This is a genomic window from Sinorhizobium chiapasense, assembly GCF_036488675.1.
Taxonomy (GTDB): Bacteria; Pseudomonadota; Alphaproteobacteria; order Rhizobiales; family Rhizobiaceae; genus Sinorhizobium; species Sinorhizobium chiapasense.
The window spans coordinates 1,173,958-1,190,551 of the sequence record NZ_CP133148.1 but is presented as its reverse complement, the minus strand read 5'-3'; the positions used below and the strand labels follow the sequence as shown (position 1 = coordinate 1,190,551).

Here is a 16,594-nt window from a genome sequence, read left to right as displayed (position 1 = left end):
TTAGGCGGGGAGGAACCGGTGGAACTATTATCCTGGCAGCTCGGGCTGCCCGCGACATTTGCATGTCTCGTCTTCGGGTATCTTCTAGGGTCGATCCCCTTCGGCCTCATTCTCACCCGCATGGCAGGCCTCGGTGATGTCCGCAAGATAGGCTCGGGCAACATCGGCGCGACGAACGTGCTTCGAACCGGCAACAAGAAGCTTGCCGCGGCGACCCTCCTCCTCGATGCGCTCAAGGGCACAGCCGCTGCCGCCATCGCCTCCCTTTGGGGCATCGAGGCTGGCCTTGCCGCCGGCCTTGCCGCTTTCCTCGGACATCTTTATCCGGTCTGGCTCTCGTTCAAGGGCGGCAAGGGCGTCGCAACCTATATCGGCGTGTTGCTGGGCCTTGCACCGGTCATGGTGCTCGTCTTCGGTGCAATCTGGCTCGCCATGGCCAAGATCACGCGTTACTCGTCGCTGAGCGCGCTCACGGCGACAGTCGTCACGCCAGCGGCGCTTTATGCGACCGGATACGAAAAAGTGGCGCTGCTGTTCGCAATCATGACCGCCATCACCTGGATCAAGCATCGCACCAATATCCAGCGATTGCTGAACGGCACCGAGAGCCGGATCGGAGAAAAGGGATGACATTGAACGTCAGCGGCGAACGAACAGGAATCGCGCTGACGGAACGGCAGAGAATCGCCTGGCTGCGGCTGATTCGCAGCGACAATGTCGGTCCCGCCACCTTCCGGGACCTGATCAATCACTTCGGCACGGCAGAGGCGGCACTTGACGCGTTGCCCGACCTTTCCCGGCGGGGTGGCTCGGATCGCGCATTTCGCATAGCGACCGCGGCAGATGCGGAACGCGAACTCGAGGCGGCGCACCGATTTGGTGCCGTTTTCGTCGGGATCGGCGAGCCGGACTATCCGCAGGCATTGAGAGAGATCGACGGCGCTCCGCCGCTGCTTGCCATGAAGGGCAACGCCCGGGCAGCGACGCGGCCCTCCCTCGGTATTGTCGGTTCGCGCAATGCGTCCGTGAGTGGAGCGAAGTTCGCGGCCATGATCGCGCGCGATGCGGGGGCGGCAGGCTATGTCATCACCTCGGGGCTTGCCCGCGGCATCGACACGGCCGCGCATCGCGCAAGTCTCCGGACCGGCACGATCGCTGCGCTCGCCGGCGGCCTCGACCAGCCCTATCCGCCGGAGAATATCGGGCTGTTGGACGAGATCACATCCGGCAAAGGACTGGCGATCAGTGAAATGCCCTTCGGCTGGGAACCCCGTGCGCGCGATTTTCCGCGGAGAAACCGGCTTATCGCTGGCGTCAGCCTTGGCGTTACCGTCGTCGAGGCGGCCAATCGGTCGGGCTCGCTGATCACCGCACGCTATGCCGCCGACTTCGGCAGGCTGGTCTTCGCCGTTCCCGGATCGCCACTCGATCCGCGCTGCCACGGCACGAACGATCTCTTGAAACAGGGCGCGACCGTTACGACGTCCTCTGCCGACGTTCTGGAGGCGCTGGCGCCGCTCACGCGACACGACCTCCTGACGCGCCTGGACATCAAGGAGCCGACGGTCGAGACCACACGCACCGCTCCCGCGACACCGGACGACAGCGAGCGTGACCGCATCATCGAAGCGCTCGGGCCGACGCCGGTCGAAATCGACGATATCATCCGCCACACCGCGATCTCGGCCTCGCAGGTCCACCTCGTGCTTCTGGAACTGGATCTCGCGGGCCAACTCTGCCGGCATGGGGCAAACCTGGTGTCTCTCGTCCCCAAAGATTGACCAGCCGGTACAAACACGTCACGCGCCATCGAAGCACATGCAAACATGCCGAGAGAACGACCTTCGGTTGCGAAATCTCGGATGTTGCCATTTGGTTGCGGTCCATGGGGATGTTGCTATTTTCAATGAAACCCCTTGACCGCGCCCGAATCCCTGTCCATTTCGTGGCGTCAACATCCGGCGCGCAGCATTTGCGCTTCGCCAAAAGAGATTGTCTCAGAGAATGACGATGAATGTTGTAGTGGTGGAATCGCCTTCCAAGGCCAAGACGATCAACAAGTACCTGGGCCCCGGCTACAAGGTGCTTGCTTCGTTCGGCCACGTGCGGGACCTGCCGGCCAAGGATGGATCGGTGCGGCCGGACGAAGACTTCGAGATGTCCTGGGAGGTCGACGGCGCTTCGGCGAAACGCATGAAGGACATCGCCGACGCCGTGAAATCGTCGGACGGCCTGATTCTCGCAACCGACCCGGATCGCGAGGGCGAGGCGATCTCCTGGCATGTGCTGGACCTTCTCAAGAAGAAGAAGGTCATCGGCGACAAGCCGGTGAGGCGCGTTGTCTTCAACGCGATCACGAAAAAAGCCGTGCTCGATGCAATGGCCGAGCCTCGCGATATCGATATCTCGCTGGTCGACGCCTACCTCGCCAGACGCGCGCTCGACTATCTCGTCGGGTTCAACCTTTCCCCGGTCCTCTGGCGCAAGTTGCCGGGCGCTCGCTCGGCCGGCCGTGTGCAATCGGTGGCACTGCGTCTCGTCTGCGATCGCGAAGCGGAAATCGAACGTTTCGTCACGGAGGAATACTGGAATATTTCGGCGCTCCTGAAGACGCCGCGCGGCGACGAATTCGAAGCACGTCTCGTCTCGTCCGACGGCAAGCGGCTGCAGCCAAAGGCAATCGGCAATGGCGATGAGGCCAACCGGCTGAAGACCCTTCTCGATGGCGCGAGCTATGTGGTCGAGAGCGTCGAGGCAAAGCCGGTCAAGCGCAATCCGGCGCCGCCCTTCACCACCTCGACGCTGCAGCAGGCGGCTTCCTCCAAGCTCGGCTTCTCGGCCTCCCGCACGATGCAGGTGGCGCAGAAGCTCTACGAGGGCGTCGATATCGGCGGCGAGACCGTCGGTCTCATCACCTATATGCGTACCGACGGCGTACAGATGGCACCCGAGGCGATCGACGCTGCGCGCCGGGCGATCGGCAGCCAGTTCGGCGAGCGGTACCTGCCGGAGAAGCCGCGCTTCTATTCCACCAAGGCGAAAAACGCCCAGGAAGCGCACGAGGCCATCCGCCCGACGGACTTCAACCGCTCACCCGACCAGGTGCGCCGCTTCCTCGACGGCGATATGCTCAAACTCTACGATCTCGTCTGGAAGCGTGGCATTGCGAGCCAGATGGCTTCGGCCGAAATCGAGCGGACGACCGCCGAGATCATCGCCGACAACGGCGGCAAGAAGGCCGGCCTCAGGGCCACCGGTTCGGTGATCCGATTCGACGGCTTCATCGCCGCCTACACCGATATGAAGGAAGATGGCGAGCAGGCCGATGACGGTGACGAGGGCGGCCGCCTGCCAGAGATCAACGCGCGGGAGAACCTCGCCAAGCAGAAGATCAACGCCACCCAGCACTTCACTGAGCCGCCGCCGCGCTACTCGGAAGCGACGCTGATCAAGAAGATGGAAGAACTCGGCATCGGCCGTCCTTCGACCTATGCCGCAACCGTCACGACCCTCCTTGACCGGGACTATGTGACGACCGACAAGCGCAAGCTGGTGCCCCAGGCCAAGGGCCGCCTTGTAACAGCCTTTCTGGAGAGTTTCTTCACGCGCTATGTGGAATATGATTTCACGGCGTCTCTGGAGGAGAAGCTCGATCAGATTTCCGCCGGCGACCTCAATTGGAAGGACGTCCTGCGCGAGTTCTGGAAAGACTTCTTCTCGCAGATCGAAGATACCAAGGAACTGCGCGTCACCAACGTGCTCGATGCCCTCAACGAGGAACTGGCGCCGCTCGTCTTCCCGAAGCGGGAAGACGGCAGTGATCCGCGCATCTGCCAGGTCTGCGGAACAGGAAAACTCTCGCTGAAGCTCGGCAAATACGGTGCGTTCGTCGGCTGCTCCAATTACCCGGAGTGCAACTACACGCGCCAGCTTTCCTCCGAAACCAACGGCGATGCGGAAGCTTCCGCGTCGAACGAGCCTCTGAGCCTCGGCAAGGATCCACATACCGGCGAGGAAATCACGTTGCGCAGCGGCCGCTTCGGCCCTTATGTCCAGCGGGGCGAAGGCAAGGATGCAAAGCGCTCGAGCCTGCCGAAGGGCTGGACGCCGGCATCGATCGACCATGAAAAGGCCATTGCGCTGCTGTCACTGCCGCGCGACATCGGCGCGCATCCGGAAACCGGCAAGATGATCTCCACCGGTCTCGGCCGCTACGGACCCTTCGTGCTACACAACGGCACCTATGCCAACCTGGACTCGATCGAGGATGTCTTCGCGATTGGGCTTAACCGGGCGGTTTCGGTGCTCGCGGACAAGCAGTCGAAGGGCGCCAACGGCTCCCGCGGGCGCACCGCTGCCGCGGCGCTCAAGGAACTCGGAGAACACCCGGACGGAGGCGCGATCACCGTGCGCGACGGGCGGTTCGGCCCCTATGTCAACTGGGGCAAGGTCAACGCGACGCTGCCGAAGGGCAAGGATCCACAATCCGTGACCGTCGAAGAGGCGCTGGCGCTCATTGCCGAACGCGCGGCCAAGGGCGGTGCGACGAAAGGCAAGGCGACCAAGGCGAAGTCAACGACGGCAAAGACCACTAAGGCCGCTTCGAACGGCGCAACAAAAACCGCGAAGCCGAAGACCGCCGCCAAGGCGAAATCGAAAACGGCCGCGAAGGCCAAGAAGGACTGACGTTGACCAGAATCCCGCGCGACCCGACCGAACGGCCCGGAAAGGGCGCAGTCAAGAAGAACGGCCGGGCGGCCAAGGGGGCACCTGCCGCCGAAAGGGAGACGATCATTCACGGCGCCGTTCCGCCGCGCGATGTGCTGATGCGCTTCATCGCCGAGAACCCGCAGCAGGCCTCAAAGCGGGAAATCGCCAAGGCCTTCGGCCTGAAGGGAGAGGCACGCGTCGAACTGAAGGCATTGTTGCGCTCGCTGGAAGAGGACGGCCTGGTCGAGAAGAAGCGCAAATCGCTCGTTCGTCCGGGCGGTCTGCCGCCCGTCACGGTCCTCGACATCACAATACGTGACATCGATGGCGAATTGATCGGCCGACCGGCGGAGTGGCTGGACGACAACGGCGTCGCCCCCGCGGTCCTTATCAAGCAATCCGCTGTCGGCAAGGCGAAGGGCAAGGCACCCGTCGGCGGTCTCGGCGACCGTGTGCTGGCGAAGATATTTCCCTCGAAGGACCGCGGCGGTCCCGCCTATACGGCGCGCATCATCAAGGTCCTCGACAAGCGCAAGGATGCCGTACTCGGCGTCTTTCGCCCCACTCCTGGCGGCGGCGGGCGGCTGATGCCGATCGACAAGCGCGGCGAAGAGATCCTCGTCGACCCGGATTTCACCGGTAACGCTCAGGACGGCGATCTCGTGGAGGTGCATCTTGCCCGCATCGGGCGGTATGGCCTGCCGCGCGCACAGGTGCAGAACGTCATCGGCTCCGTTGCATCGGAGAAGGCGATCTCGATGATCGCCATCCACGCGCATGGGATTCCCTACGTCTTTTCCGAGCGGGTGCTGAAAGAGGCGGAGGCAGCACGGCCGGCGACCATGGAACACCGCGAGGACTGGCGCTCGCTGCCACTGATCACCATCGATCCGGCGGACGCCAAGGACCATGACGACGCCGTCTATGCGGAGCCCGATCCTTTACCCGACAATCCGGGTGGCGTGGTCGTCACTGTCGCGATTGCCGACGTCTCCTGGTATGTCCAGCCAAAGTCTGCACTCGACCTCGAAGCGTTGAAGCGCGGGAATTCGGTCTATTTTCCCGACCGTGTCGTGCCGATGCTGCCCGAGCGCATTTCCAACGATCTCTGCTCGCTGAAGGAAGGTGTCGACCGCCCCGCGCTCGCTGTCCGGATGCGGTTTTCGAAAGAGGGTCGCAAGGCCGGACACACGTTCCACCGCATCATGATGCGCAGCGCCGCCAAGCTTTCTTACAACCAGGCCCAGGCCGCAATCGACGGGGCGCCGGACGACAAGACCGGAGCGATCCTGGAAACGATCCTCAAGCCGCTCTGGGAGGCCCACCGCATACTCACGCGCGGACGCGACCGGCGCCAGCCGCTCGAACTCAACATGCCGGAGCGCAAGATCATCCTGAAGCCGGACGGCACCGTCGACCGCGTCTTCGTGCCGGAACGCCTCGACGCGCACAAGCTGATCGAGGAAATGATGATCCAGGCGAATGTCGCCGCGGCAGAGACGCTGGAACAGAAGCAGCAGGCGCTGATCTATCGCGTTCACGACCAGCCATCGCTTGCAAAGCAGGAGACGCTTCGCGAATTCCTGGCGACGCTCGACATCTCGCTCGTCAAGGGCGGCAACATGCGCTCGAACCATTTCAACGGCGTCCTGTCGAAGGCCGAGGGAAAACCCTACGAGACGATGGTCAACGAAATGGTGCTGCGCTCGCAAAGCCAGGCGCTCTACAGCCCGGAAAATATCGGGCATTTCGGCCTGAACCTGATGAAGTATGCACACTTCACCTCTCCTATCCGTCGCTATGCCGATCTGGTCGTGCATCGCGCCCTCGTCACCGCGCTCGGCCTCGGCTCGGGCGGCACGACGCCGCAAGAGGGAGGTGCGCTTGACGATATCGCCGCGGAGATTTCCACCTTCGAGCGGCGCGCGATGGCGGCCGAGCGCGATACGATCGATCGGTTGATCGCGCATCACCTGAACGGACGCATCGGCGAGGAATTCGACGGGCGCGTCTCGGGTGTCACCAAGGCGGGACTTTTTGTCACTCTTCCCGCCTATGGCGCCGACGGCTTTATCCCTATATCTACGCTCGGACGCGACTATTACATCTATGACGAGGCCCATCAGGCCCTGTCGGGCGAAAAATCCGGGCTCGGCTATCGCCTCGGAGATCCGGTGCGCGTCAAACTGGAAGAGGCCGTGCCGCTTGCCGGCGCGCTCCGCTTCGAGATGTTGAGCGAAGGGCGAAAGATGCCGACCGCAACACGCTCCTTCCACAAGGCCGGCCGTCGCGATCGACCCGGCGCGCGCAAGCGACCGGGAACGCGGGCACCGCGAGGCAGGCGATAGCAGCCGACAGGAATGCGGTGTCGGATATGAAGGATATCGGTATGAAGACAGCGGCCACCGAGGAGCTCCGTCTTGGCGGAATGAAGGACGAAGACCGTCCCGTCATGCGCTCGATCAAGCGCGGCCTGATCGGCCGCTGCCCCGCCTGTGGCGATGCGCGCCTTTTCCGGGCCTTCATCAAGTCTGTCGATGCCTGTGCTGCGTGCGGAGAGCGCATGGATCATCATCGCGCCGACGACTTTCCACCTTATATCGTCGTCACGATCGTCGGCCACGCCGTGCTCGCCGGCTATATGATGACCGACCTCGTGCTCCCGCTTTCGACCTGGCAGCATCTGGCGATCTGGGCACCGGTCACGCTTGCCAGCTCCGTTGCACTGCTGCAGCCGGTCAAGGGTGCCGTCATTGGGCTGCAGTGGGCACTGAAGATGCATGGTTTCGGCGGCAAGGAGGATGCTCCGGAAGACGTCCTCCCGCCGCGAGACGCCTCGGCATGACGTCGGACCGCCGTGATGGCAACGCAGCTTCGCCACAATCCCGCTCCCCGGGAAGCCGGCCCGTAAGACCACGGGACGCCGCTTCCATCATGGTGCTCGACCGGTCGGACGCGCGCATTCGTGTGCTCATGGGAAAGCGCCACAGCGCCCATGCCTTCATGCCCGACCTCTATGTCTTTCCCGGCGGCCGGCGCGATCCGTCCGACCATCGGCTGGGCTTTTCAGGCGATCTCCATCCCGCCGTTTTGCAGTTGCTGAAGTCGGTCGAAGGACGACCGCTGACCGACGCACGGGCGCGGGCGCTTGCTCTGGCCGCCTTGAGGGAGCTTTACGAAGAGGCCGGCGTCCGCGTCGGCAAGCCAAACCTCGAACCGGGCGCCGGCCTCCCCTTCCTTCCCGATCTCGCAAACTTACGCTATATGGCTCGGGCCATCACTCCTCCGGGACACTCGAGGCGGTTCGACACACGTTTCTTCGCGGTTTTTGCGGATGAGGCCGACATCGACGCTTCGCTGATTCTGGAAAGCCGGGAGCTTCAGGATTTGCAGTGGATCGACGTGAACAACCTTCCACCCCTCCAAATACCGGAAATCACCGCCACGATCCTTGCGGACCTGAGGAGCAGCCTCGAATCGGATCCCTCCCTTCCTCGTGAAAGGTCGGTGCCGTTTTACTTCATGCGCCGTGGGCGCTTTGTCCGCATGCTCCTCTAAGGGTTCTTTTCGAATGTCAAAGCCGCCGTCCGGTACGCCTGCACCGGTTGACGAAATTCACTGGCTTTCGCTGATTGCGGCGGTAGCTGCAATCTCGGCGGTCGGCATTGCCATCGGCCTGGGGCTGCCGTTGCTCAGCATCATCATGGAGAAGCGCGGCATCCCCTCGACACTGATCGGGTTCAACTCGGCAATGGCCGGTCTCGCGTCCATGGCGGCCGCCCCGTTCACGACGAAGTTCGCGCATCGTCACGGCGTCGCGCCGACAATGCTCCTGGCGATACTGTTTGCGGCGACGAGCGCGCTCGGTTTTTACTACATCACGAATTTCTGGCTGTGGTTCCCCTTGCGGGTCGTCTTCCACGGCGCGATCACCGTACTTTTCATCCTATCGGAATTCTGGATCAACGCGACGGCGCCGCCAAACCGGCGCGGTTTCGTGCTCGGTATCTACGGCACTGTGCTTTCGCTCGGTTTCGCGAGTGGCCCCCTGCTCTTTTCGATCCTCGGCAGCGAGGGGATATTGCCCTTCGCCGTCGGCGCCGGCGTGATCCTGCTTGCGGCCATACCGATCTTTCTGGCGCGTAACGAAAGCCCCGTCCTCGACGAGAAGCCCGAGCGCCATTTCATGCGCTATGTGTTCCTCGTGCCCACGGCGACCGCCGCGGTCTTCATTTTCGGCGCCGTCGAATCGGGCGGTCTCTCGCTGTTCCCGATTTTCGGCACGCGGGCAGGCTTTACCGAATCGCAGGCAGCGCTGCTGTTGACGGTCATGGGAATCGGAAACTTCATCTTCCAGATTCCTCTCGGCATGCTTTCCGACCACGTGAAGGATCGCCGTACGCTTCTCTCGGCGATGACGCTGATTGGCTTCATCGGCGCCCTCTGTCTCCCGATGCTGGTCGAAAGCTGGATCCTGATGGCCCTGGTGCTGTTGTTCTGGGGCGGATGCGTTTCGGGCCTCTACACAGTCGGCCTGAGCCACCTGGGCTCCCGGCTTCAGGGCGCCGATCTTGCGGCAGCCAATGCCGCCTTTGTTTTCTCCTACGCCGTCGGCACAGTTGCCGGCCCGCAGGTGATCGGCGCCGCAATCGACGTCACCGGCAACAGCGGCTTTGCCTGGGCAATCGCAGCATTCTTCGGGCTTTATGTTGCGCTTTCGGTGGTCCGGATCGTTTTGAATCCAAAACGGCCTTGACTTTTCGGTCGCGATTTGTAGTTTCGCGCCAACCTTGACCGTGGCCCGCAACCGGTTGTCCACGGCTTTCATTTTTATAAAGGCAGGACGACCATGGCGAAAGCTACCACCATCAAGATCAAGCTGCTGTCGACGGCCGACACGGGTTTCTTCTACGTCACGACCAAGAACAGCCGTACGATGACGGAAAAGATGACGAAGACCAAATACGATCCGATCGCGAAGAAGCACGTCGAGTTCAAGGAAACGAAGATCAAGTAAGATCAGCGTTTCAGTCTCCTTAAAGCGCCGAGCCGCGAGGTTCGGCGCTTTTTCTTTGGCCTGTTGTCTTCAGCCGCTGCCTCAAAAAGGCGCACCAACCGCAGCGTCGAACAGCTCTATCTTACTGAACTGAAACGAAAAACGCCGCCTCTTGCGAAGCGGCGTTTTGAAAGGGGGTCGGCTGCCTTCCGACTGCGGCACGAGGAATCCGCGAGCATCGAGAGACAGCCGACCGACCCCACGACCCAGGAGATGCGGCGGACCTGAGCATCATGGGGTAACCGATTGGTGATGGAAGTCACGCTTCCATGCGTATCAGCATTGCCTGAAAATAAAAAAAAATCAACGAATTCTTAATCGCCGGAACAAGGTTGCTCGGCGTTTGGTTAATTCTGTCTCATATTCGGACAATGCCGAATCTGCCGCTTATGGAAATGCTTTGCCCCAGCACCAGCGGCGCAGCGGAGAATACAACTTTAAAGAAACTTAACAAGAGCCTGAAAAGAGCATTCTAATCGCGGCCGATCGACCGCGTTACTTGCTGCCTTCAAGGTTAGGCGGCAGCCGCCACAACCCTGTTGCGCCCGTTGTTTTTGGCCTGATAGAGCGCCATGTCGGCGCGCTTCAACAACGCTTCCGGCGTATCGCCCTCCGCTCTGAGGCTGGAGATGCCGAGGGACGCCGTGACGGAATGAACGGTGTCAGCCTGGGGAATGGCGAACGCCCGGCTCTCAACCATCAGACGAAGGCGTTCGGCGACGATCGCCGCCATTTCTGGAGTGGTGTCCGGCATGACGATCACGAATTCCTCGCCACCAAACCGGCATGCGAGGTCCGCACCCCGGACAGTCGCACGCACACGATTGGCAAACTCGCGCAGGACTTCGTCTCCCGCGTCGTGACCGTAGGTATCGTTGATGTGTTTGAAGCGGTCGATATCGGTAATGCAGATGGAAAGCGGCCGACCGCGGGCAGCGGCACGGTCCATCAACAGCTTCAGATGATTGTCCAGGTAACGCCGGTTGTGCAGGCCCGTGAGATCGTCGGTGATCGCCAGTTCGATCGTCTGCTGGACGCTCGCCCGCAGCCGGTCATTGCAATGTTTGCGGCGGATCTGCGTCAGCGAGCGAGCCACAAGCTCATTGGGATCGACAGGGCGCATCACATAGTCCGTTACGCCAAGCTCTAGCGCGCGAACGACCATCTCGTCACGCCCCTGCTCGGTGACCAGCAGGATCGGAATGAAGCGTGTGCGCTCCAGCGAACGCAATTGCGAGCACAAGCGCAGCGGATCGTAGTCGTCAAAGTTCGCGTTGACGATGACGAGATCAAAATTGCTTTCGGCCGCCTCGAACAAGGCCGCCTGAGGATCCGATATCACCGAGACGTCGGCGATCGGTTTCAGCGCCCGCAGAAGCCGCTCCTGGGACGAGGCGCGCGCGTCGACCAGCAGAATGTGACCCGGCTCATCCGGGCGATCTGGGCGCTCAAGGTCCTGCAGACCGATCGTATGTGCCGTTTGCGCGCGAAGGCGCAATTCGTCGCTGACATTCTTCAGCCGTACCAGGCTTTTGACCCGCGACATCAGTTGCAGATCGTTGACCGGTTTGGTGAGGAAGTCGTCGGCACCTGCCTTCAGTCCACGCACCCGATCGGACGGCTGGTCGAGCGCCGTCACCATCACCACCGGAATATGTGCGGTCCGGCTGTTCGCCTTCAGCCTCTCGCAGACCTCGAACCCATCCATGCCCGGCATCATGATATCGAGCAGCACCAGGTCTACGGGCGTCTTTTCGCAGATCGCCAAGGCAGATTGCCCGTCCCCTGCCGTCAGGACGTCAAAATATTCAGCCAGCAGCCGCGCCTCCAGGAGCTTCACATTGGCTGGTACGTCATCGACGACGAGGATGCGTGCTGTCATCTCAAGTTTCCCGCCGCTCAGGCATCGCCCAGATAGGTCTTGATCGTTTCGATGAATTTCGGAACCGAAATCGGTTTGGAGACATAGGCTTCGCAACCACCCTGGCGAATACGCTCCTCATCGCCCTTCATGGCGAACGCGGTCACGGCAATGACCGGAATGACGTGAAGCTCGTCGTCTTCTTTGAGCCACTTCGTGACTTCCAAACCGGAAACCTCGGGCAACTGGATGTCCATCAGGATCAGGTCGGGCCGGTGCTTGCGCGCAAGCTCGAGCGCCTCCATGCCGTTGCGCGTCTGGATCGTCTGATAGCCAGAAGCCTCAATCAGGTCGCGGAAGAGCTTCATATTCAGCTCGTTGTCCTCAACAATCATCACCTGTTTGGGCATGTCGATACCTTGCTGTCCGCCGCCGCCTTGCAAGTCCACTGAGGACATATAAGTTGCACACTCAACGACTCGGCCCATTTCCTCAGTCGCAAGACTAGCGCTATTTGGTTGAAAAATAGGTAATTCCGGGCGCAAGATGACGAGAGGTTCGACACCATGAAGAGCGCTGACGAAACTGCAATCGCCATCCTCGCCTGGCTCGCCGATGAACCCGACCTTCTCTCCCGCTTCCTCGCCCTGACCGGCACCGATCCCGGTTCGTTGCGCACGGCAATCGGTGAGCCGGGTTTCATGGGCGGTTTGGTCGCTTTCCTGATGGACCACGAACCGACGCTGATCGCTTTTTGCGCAGCGACGCAAACGCGGCCGGAGGACGTGGTCCGGGCACACCTCGTTCTCTCCGGCGCCTCGGATTTCGAGGACAGCTGAGCATGACCGCTGACCGACCCGAAGACGTCGTTCATCTGGGGCACCGCCCCCTGATCGTCAGCGATGTCGATGAAGTCGTCCTTGAATTCCTGACACCGTTCAAACTCTTCCTCGAAAGCCGTCAGCACAGGCTGTTGCCCCACTCCTTCCGCCTGACCGGCAACATCGTCGATCTGCAGAGCGGCGAAACAGCGAGCGAGACCACTGTGAAGGCGCTGCTCGACGCCTTCTATGATGCGCAGGAGCAATGGCAGACACCGGCTGCGCTGGTGGTCAACACCCTTGCGGAACTCTCCGCCGAGGCGGACATCGTGTTTCTGACCGCGATGCCACCGCGGCACGCAGCCAGGCGGCGCGCGTTGCTCGACGCCCTCGGCCTCCCCTATCCGCTGCTCGCCTCCGAGGAACCCAAGGGCCCGCTTGTGAACCACCTGCACGGCGGCCGCGAACTCCCTGTCGTCTTCATCGACGACATTCTGCGCAATCTCCATTCGGTAAGGGATCACGCACCTTCCTGTCTTCTGATAAACCTGATGGCGAACACCGAATTTCGCGCTCTCGCCCCGGTACCCGATGTCGGCATCCATGCGGCTGCGGACTGGGCGGAGGCCGCGCCGCTGATCCGAGCTCACTTCGGACGCTGGGCGCCGCGGAGCTGAGCCACGCTTCAAGCGGCTCTGTCGGCGCGCTGCTGCCACCACGTCGGAGGCCCGCCGATTTCCAGCGACGATGCTCATCGGCTCAAGTCCAATCGCATCAGCGGTCTGCCGTCCTTGCGCCGCGCAACCGTCGCGAAACCGGCAATGTCAAAGATCGCCGTGGAGCCGATGCAGAGCGTCGCCGATTTCGACTGCTTGGCGTGGTCGATCGGGCATGCGTCGAGAAAGCGGGCGTGCCCGGCCCGCGCGTGGTCGATCGCCGCACCAAGCAGGCGGTGGCTCAATCCGTTGCCGCGCAGCCGCGGCAGAAGAAATAGACAACTCAGCGCCCAAACCGATGGATCCTCGGCCTCGTGGTCGCGAAGCGGGCGCGAGACCGTGCGCGGCGAATTGAATTGAGGGACGTCATGACGCGGGCCGACCTGCACCCAGGCAACCGGCGCGCCCTCGCAATATCCGAGGATACCGGGCGGCGGTCCAACTGCGATCCGATCCTTGATGAAGCCCTTGCGCTCGTCGGGGGACATGCGGGTGCGGATGGCGTGCGGCAGTCGCAGTGCGACGCACCAGCAGCCGCAGAAGGCGCCCTGCCGGCCGAAGAGCTGTTCGAAGTCCCGCCAGCGCCGCGCCGTGACCGGTTCGAATTCAAGGGTGATATCCAAAACGGCCTCCGATCTCCGCCTTGAGACTCAGTAGCGTAGAGCGTAAAGTCGCCGCGTTCAACATTTGTTCCGGATATGCCCGACAGCGCTGCATCGATTCCTGGCTTCTGCCGAGACTGCCTCAAGGAGCAGGCTGCCGGGGCGCGACGGTGTCTATCCTGCGGCAGCCCGCGGCTTCTTCGCCACTCCGAACTCTACAAGCTGACGCTCGCGCATATCGACTGCGACGCCTTCTATGCCTCGATCGAGAAGCGTGACGATCCGGAGCTAGCCGACAAGCCGGTGATTATCGGCGGCGGCAAACGCGGCGTCGTTTCGACTGCCTGCTACATCGCCCGCATTCACGGTGTCCGCTCCGCCATGCCGATGTTCAAGGCGCTGGAAGCCTGTCCGCAGGCGGTCGTGATCAAGCCGAACATGGAGAAATATTCGCGTGTCGGGCGCGAAGTACGGTCGCTGATGCTGGAACTGACGCCGCTTGTGCAGCCGCTGTCGATCGACGAAGCCTTCCTCGACCTCAGCGGCACCGAGCGGCTTCATCATGATCCGCCGGCCCGAACGCTCGCCCGATTCGCCAAGCGGGTGGAGCAGGAGATCGGCATCACCGTCTCGGTTGGTCTGTCCTACTGCAAGTTCCTCGCCAAGGTCGCCTCCGACCTGCAGAAGCCGCGAGGATTTTCCGTCATCGGTCAGGCCGAGGCCGTGGACTTCCTGAAAGAGCGTCCGGTCACACTGATCTGGGGCGTCGGCAAGGCCTTTGCCGCGACACTCGAACGCGACGGCATCCGCACGATCGGCCAGTTGCAGATGATGGAGGAGGCCGACCTGATGCGCCGCTACGGCACGATGGGCCAAAGGCTCTACCGCCTCTCGCGCGGCCTGGACGAGCGGATCGTGGAGACCGACGGGGAAGCCAAGAGCGTGTCGTCGGAAACCACGTTCAACGATGACCTCTCGCGCCCCGAGGAACTGGTGCCGCATCTCAGGCGGCTCAGCGAGCAGGTGGCACTGCGGCTGCGCAAGTCAGAACTCGCCGGACAAACCGTCGTCCTCAAGCTCAAAACCGCCGACTTCAAGCTTCGCACGCGCAACCGGCGGCTCGACAGCCCGACACGTCTGGCGGATCGTATCTTCCGCACCGGCCTCCAGCTTCTGGAAAAGGAAGTCGACGGCACGCGATACAGGCTGATCGGCATCGGCGTCAGCGACCTGTCCGATCCCGGACTTGCCGACCCGCCGGATCTGGTGGATCCGGCGGCGACGAGGCGTGCCGCCGCCGAAGACGCCATCAACAAGCTGCGCGACAAGTTCGGCAAGACGACCGTCGAGACCGGCTACACCTTCGGCCACCGGCGCCGCGATCAATGAAGCGATCGCCTCCTGCAGTTTCCTTGATGAAGCCGATTGAGGGCCAAAACATGCAGCAATTCAAAGTGCTACAGCGACCCTTGTGCGTCTGAAAGGAGCACGGCGCTGTAGGCTCGCTCGCACTGATTGAATTCCTTAAATATTGGCGGATACGCTCACTCGACAGTTCTTGCGTTGGAGTGAGAGTATGGTTTTGCGTTTCACTCTCGGAGGCGGGTTCGCCCTCCTGCTGGCGTCGGCGTCGTCCGTCACTGCAGCCAGCGATCAACCGCTGCAGGTGATCATCTCGACGCAGCAGCACTCGATCGTCGTCTACGACGGCAGTGTCGTCGTAGCCACCTCGAAGGTATCGACCGGAAAAGCCGGCCATTCGACGCCGACGGGTATCTTCTCGATTCTCGAGAAACGCCGCCGCCACAAGTCCAACATCTATTCGAACGCGCCAATGCCTTTCATGCAGCGGCTGACCTGGTCCGGAATTGCGCTCCATGGCTCAGACCATGTACCGAAATACCCGGCTTCCCACGGTTGCGTGCGGCTGCCCAGCAAATTTGCGGCAAGTCTGTTCAGGATGACCCGGCACGGAATGCACGTTCTGATATCGGATCGACAGGTGGTTCCTATCGAGGTTTCGAGTGCGACGCTTTTCCAGCCGAAGCAGGCGCTTGAGGAAAGGCCGGTACCCCTTTCCGACGTTCCCCTGCGTCCGGCGCTCAGCCAGAAGGAAACCGACTCACTCGAAGTGGCAATGATCAAGACGGCTTCGGTCCCGACCGCTTCCAGCCAATCGCAGGCACCGATCCGCATCTTGATCACGCGGCGCAGCACCCGCGACACCGTCCGCGAGTTGCAGGCGCTGCTTAACAGCCTCGGCTTTGATGCCGGCGTCCCGGATGGCTGGACCGGTCCCGCCACGTTTGACGCAGTGCGCGCATTCCAGTCCGCCGAGGGTCTTCCACCTGACGGCAAAATAACGCCGGACCTGATCGACAAAGTGTTCCGCAAGGCCGGCCGCGAAAAGCCGTCGAACGGCATCTTGCTCGTGCGTCAGCGGTTCCAACCGCTCTTCTCCGCCGACGTCGACATCGAGCAGCCGGAAGCCGCGTTGGGAACGCATTTCCTGCAGTTCCAGCATCACGACGGAGCAAGCGGCATCGGCAAATGGTTTGGCGTTTCCCTGGAAAATCACCTTCCGGTGTCGATGAAAAAACGCCTCGGCATTTCGGTTGACGCTGATGCTTCGGCGCCCAATGCGCTCCAAGCGACGCTGGGCCGGCTCGCGGTGTCCCCTGACGTGCGGGCGCGGATAGCAGGTCTTCTCGTCAACGGATCGTCCTTGTCGATCTCCGATGCGGAGAGCGGACAGGAAACCGGCGAGGGAACGGATTTCATCACCATCACACGCACTTCTGCGCGCTGACGGCCCCAGCTCGGCTCTT

15 protein-coding genes are annotated in these 16,594 nt (G+C 62.0%); 12 read left to right on the top strand and 3 right to left on the bottom strand.

Going from position 1 to position 16,594, the window contains the following annotated elements; translation table 11 throughout:
* The first annotated feature begins 18 nt into the window (after window positions 1-18).
* The 8 genes from plsY (at window position 19) to rpmG (ending at window position 9,727) form a co-directional block, all read left to right on the top strand.
* Window positions 19-630, top strand: coding sequence for a glycerol-3-phosphate 1-O-acyltransferase PlsY (plsY, locus tag RB548_RS05670; RefSeq protein WP_331374029.1), 612 nt, complete (start codon window positions 19-21; stop codon window positions 628-630).
* The gene (dprA, locus tag RB548_RS05665; protein ID WP_331374028.1) at window positions 627-1,781 is read left to right on the top strand and encodes a DNA-processing protein DprA; all 1,155 of its coding nucleotides are present in this window, start codon (window positions 627-629) and stop codon (window positions 1,779-1,781) included. Before plsY ends, dprA begins: the two co-directional genes overlap by 4 nt.
* 229 nt (window positions 1,782-2,010) lie before the next feature.
* Window positions 2,011-4,686 carry a type I DNA topoisomerase gene (topA, locus tag RB548_RS05660; RefSeq protein ID WP_331374027.1) on the top strand — a complete coding sequence of 892 codons (2,676 nt, stop codon included), beginning with the start codon at window positions 2,011-2,013 and terminating at the stop codon, window positions 4,684-4,686.
* Between the two features lie 2 nt (window positions 4,687-4,688).
* Window positions 4,689-7,058 (top strand): ribonuclease R, encoded by a 2,370-nt coding sequence (gene rnr, locus RB548_RS05655; protein WP_331374026.1) that lies wholly within the window; start codon window positions 4,689-4,691, stop codon window positions 7,056-7,058.
* Between the two features lie 41 nt (window positions 7,059-7,099).
* A complete protein-coding gene (locus tag RB548_RS05650; RefSeq protein WP_331374025.1) occupies window positions 7,100-7,555 on the top strand; it encodes a DUF983 domain-containing protein in 456 nt (151 codons plus the stop codon).
* On the top strand, window positions 7,552-8,268 hold the full coding sequence (locus RB548_RS05645; protein ID WP_331374024.1) for an NUDIX hydrolase: 717 nt from the start codon (window positions 7,552-7,554) through the stop codon (window positions 8,266-8,268). Before RB548_RS05650 ends, RB548_RS05645 begins: the two co-directional genes overlap by 4 nt.
* Before the next feature lie 13 nt (window positions 8,269-8,281).
* The gene (locus RB548_RS05640) at window positions 8,282-9,466 is read left to right on the top strand and encodes an MFS transporter (protein WP_331374023.1); all 1,185 of its coding nucleotides are present in this window, start codon (window positions 8,282-8,284) and stop codon (window positions 9,464-9,466) included.
* A 93-nt stretch (window positions 9,467-9,559) separates the two neighbouring features.
* Window positions 9,560-9,727: a 50S ribosomal protein L33 gene (gene rpmG, locus RB548_RS05635; RefSeq protein ID WP_153436600.1), complete on the top strand. Its 168-nt coding sequence runs from the start codon at window positions 9,560-9,562 to the stop codon at window positions 9,725-9,727.
* A 553-nt stretch (window positions 9,728-10,280) separates the two neighbouring features.
* Here rpmG and RB548_RS05630 read toward each other — a convergent pair.
* Together RB548_RS05630 and RB548_RS05625 are read right to left on the bottom strand one after the other, a co-directional pair.
* Window positions 10,281-11,648, bottom strand: coding sequence for a PleD family two-component system response regulator (locus RB548_RS05630; RefSeq protein WP_331374022.1), 1,368 nt, complete (start codon window positions 11,646-11,648; stop codon window positions 10,281-10,283).
* 17 nt (window positions 11,649-11,665) lie between these two features.
* Complete coding sequence (locus RB548_RS05625) at window positions 11,666-12,037, bottom strand: response regulator (protein ID WP_037382972.1); 372 nt, start codon at window positions 12,035-12,037, stop codon at window positions 11,666-11,668.
* A 156-nt stretch (window positions 12,038-12,193) separates the two neighbouring features.
* On the opposite strand from RB548_RS05625, the gene RB548_RS05620 reads away from it, so the two are divergent.
* Together RB548_RS05620 and RB548_RS05615 are read left to right on the top strand one after the other, a co-directional pair.
* Complete coding sequence (locus RB548_RS05620) at window positions 12,194-12,466, top strand: DUF3572 domain-containing protein (RefSeq protein ID WP_331374021.1); 273 nt, start codon at window positions 12,194-12,196, stop codon at window positions 12,464-12,466.
* Between the two features lie 2 nt (window positions 12,467-12,468).
* A complete protein-coding gene (locus tag RB548_RS05615) occupies window positions 12,469-13,125 on the top strand; it encodes a hypothetical protein (RefSeq protein ID WP_331374020.1) in 657 nt (218 codons plus the stop codon).
* Between the two features lie 74 nt (window positions 13,126-13,199).
* On the opposite strand, the gene RB548_RS05610 is transcribed toward RB548_RS05615, so the two are convergent.
* Window positions 13,200-13,787, bottom strand: a complete 588-nt coding sequence (locus RB548_RS05610; RefSeq protein WP_331374019.1) for a GNAT family N-acetyltransferase — start codon at window positions 13,785-13,787, stop codon at window positions 13,200-13,202.
* A 75-nt stretch (window positions 13,788-13,862) separates the two neighbouring features.
* Here RB548_RS05610 and RB548_RS05605 point away from each other — a divergent pair, with 75 nt between their 5' ends.
* Entirely contained in the window at window positions 13,863-15,155 is a 1,293-nt protein-coding gene (locus RB548_RS05605) for a DNA polymerase IV (RefSeq protein ID WP_331374018.1), read from the top strand.
* A 193-nt stretch (window positions 15,156-15,348) separates the two neighbouring features.
* Window positions 15,349-16,575 carry a L,D-transpeptidase family protein gene (locus RB548_RS05600; RefSeq protein WP_331374894.1) on the top strand — a complete coding sequence of 409 codons (1,227 nt, stop codon included), beginning with the start codon at window positions 15,349-15,351 and terminating at the stop codon, window positions 16,573-16,575.
* Window positions 16,576-16,594 lie beyond the last annotated feature (19 nt).

What these genes read in the sequence shown, in the direction of transcription:
- dprA (WP_331374028.1), top strand. Translation starts at nt 627, where the DNA reads ATGACATTGAACGTCAGCGGCGAACGAACAGGAATCGCGCTGACGGAA.
- topA (WP_331374027.1), top strand. Translation starts at nt 2,011, where the DNA reads ATGAATGTTGTAGTGGTGGAATCGCCTTCCAAGGCCAAGACGATCAAC.
- RB548_RS05650 (WP_331374025.1), top strand. Translation starts at nt 7,100, where the DNA reads ATGAAGACAGCGGCCACCGAGGAGCTCCGTCTTGGCGGAATGAAGGAC.
- RB548_RS05645 (WP_331374024.1), top strand. Translation starts at nt 7,552, where the DNA reads ATGACGTCGGACCGCCGTGATGGCAACGCAGCTTCGCCACAATCCCGC.
- RB548_RS05640 (WP_331374023.1), top strand. Translation starts at nt 8,282, where the DNA reads ATGTCAAAGCCGCCGTCCGGTACGCCTGCACCGGTTGACGAAATTCAC.
- rpmG (WP_153436600.1), top strand. Translation starts at nt 9,560, where the DNA reads ATGGCGAAAGCTACCACCATCAAGATCAAGCTGCTGTCGACGGCCGAC.
- RB548_RS05630 (WP_331374022.1), bottom strand. Translation starts at nt 11,648, where the DNA reads ATGACAGCACGCATCCTCGTCGTCGATGACGTACCAGCCAATGTGAAG.
- RB548_RS05625 (WP_037382972.1), bottom strand. Translation starts at nt 12,037, where the DNA reads ATGCCCAAACAGGTGATGATTGTTGAGGACAACGAGCTGAATATGAAG.
- RB548_RS05620 (WP_331374021.1), top strand. Translation starts at nt 12,194, where the DNA reads ATGAAGAGCGCTGACGAAACTGCAATCGCCATCCTCGCCTGGCTCGCC.
- RB548_RS05615 (WP_331374020.1), top strand. Translation starts at nt 12,469, where the DNA reads ATGACCGCTGACCGACCCGAAGACGTCGTTCATCTGGGGCACCGCCCC.
- RB548_RS05605 (WP_331374018.1), top strand. Translation starts at nt 13,863, where the DNA reads ATGCCCGACAGCGCTGCATCGATTCCTGGCTTCTGCCGAGACTGCCTC.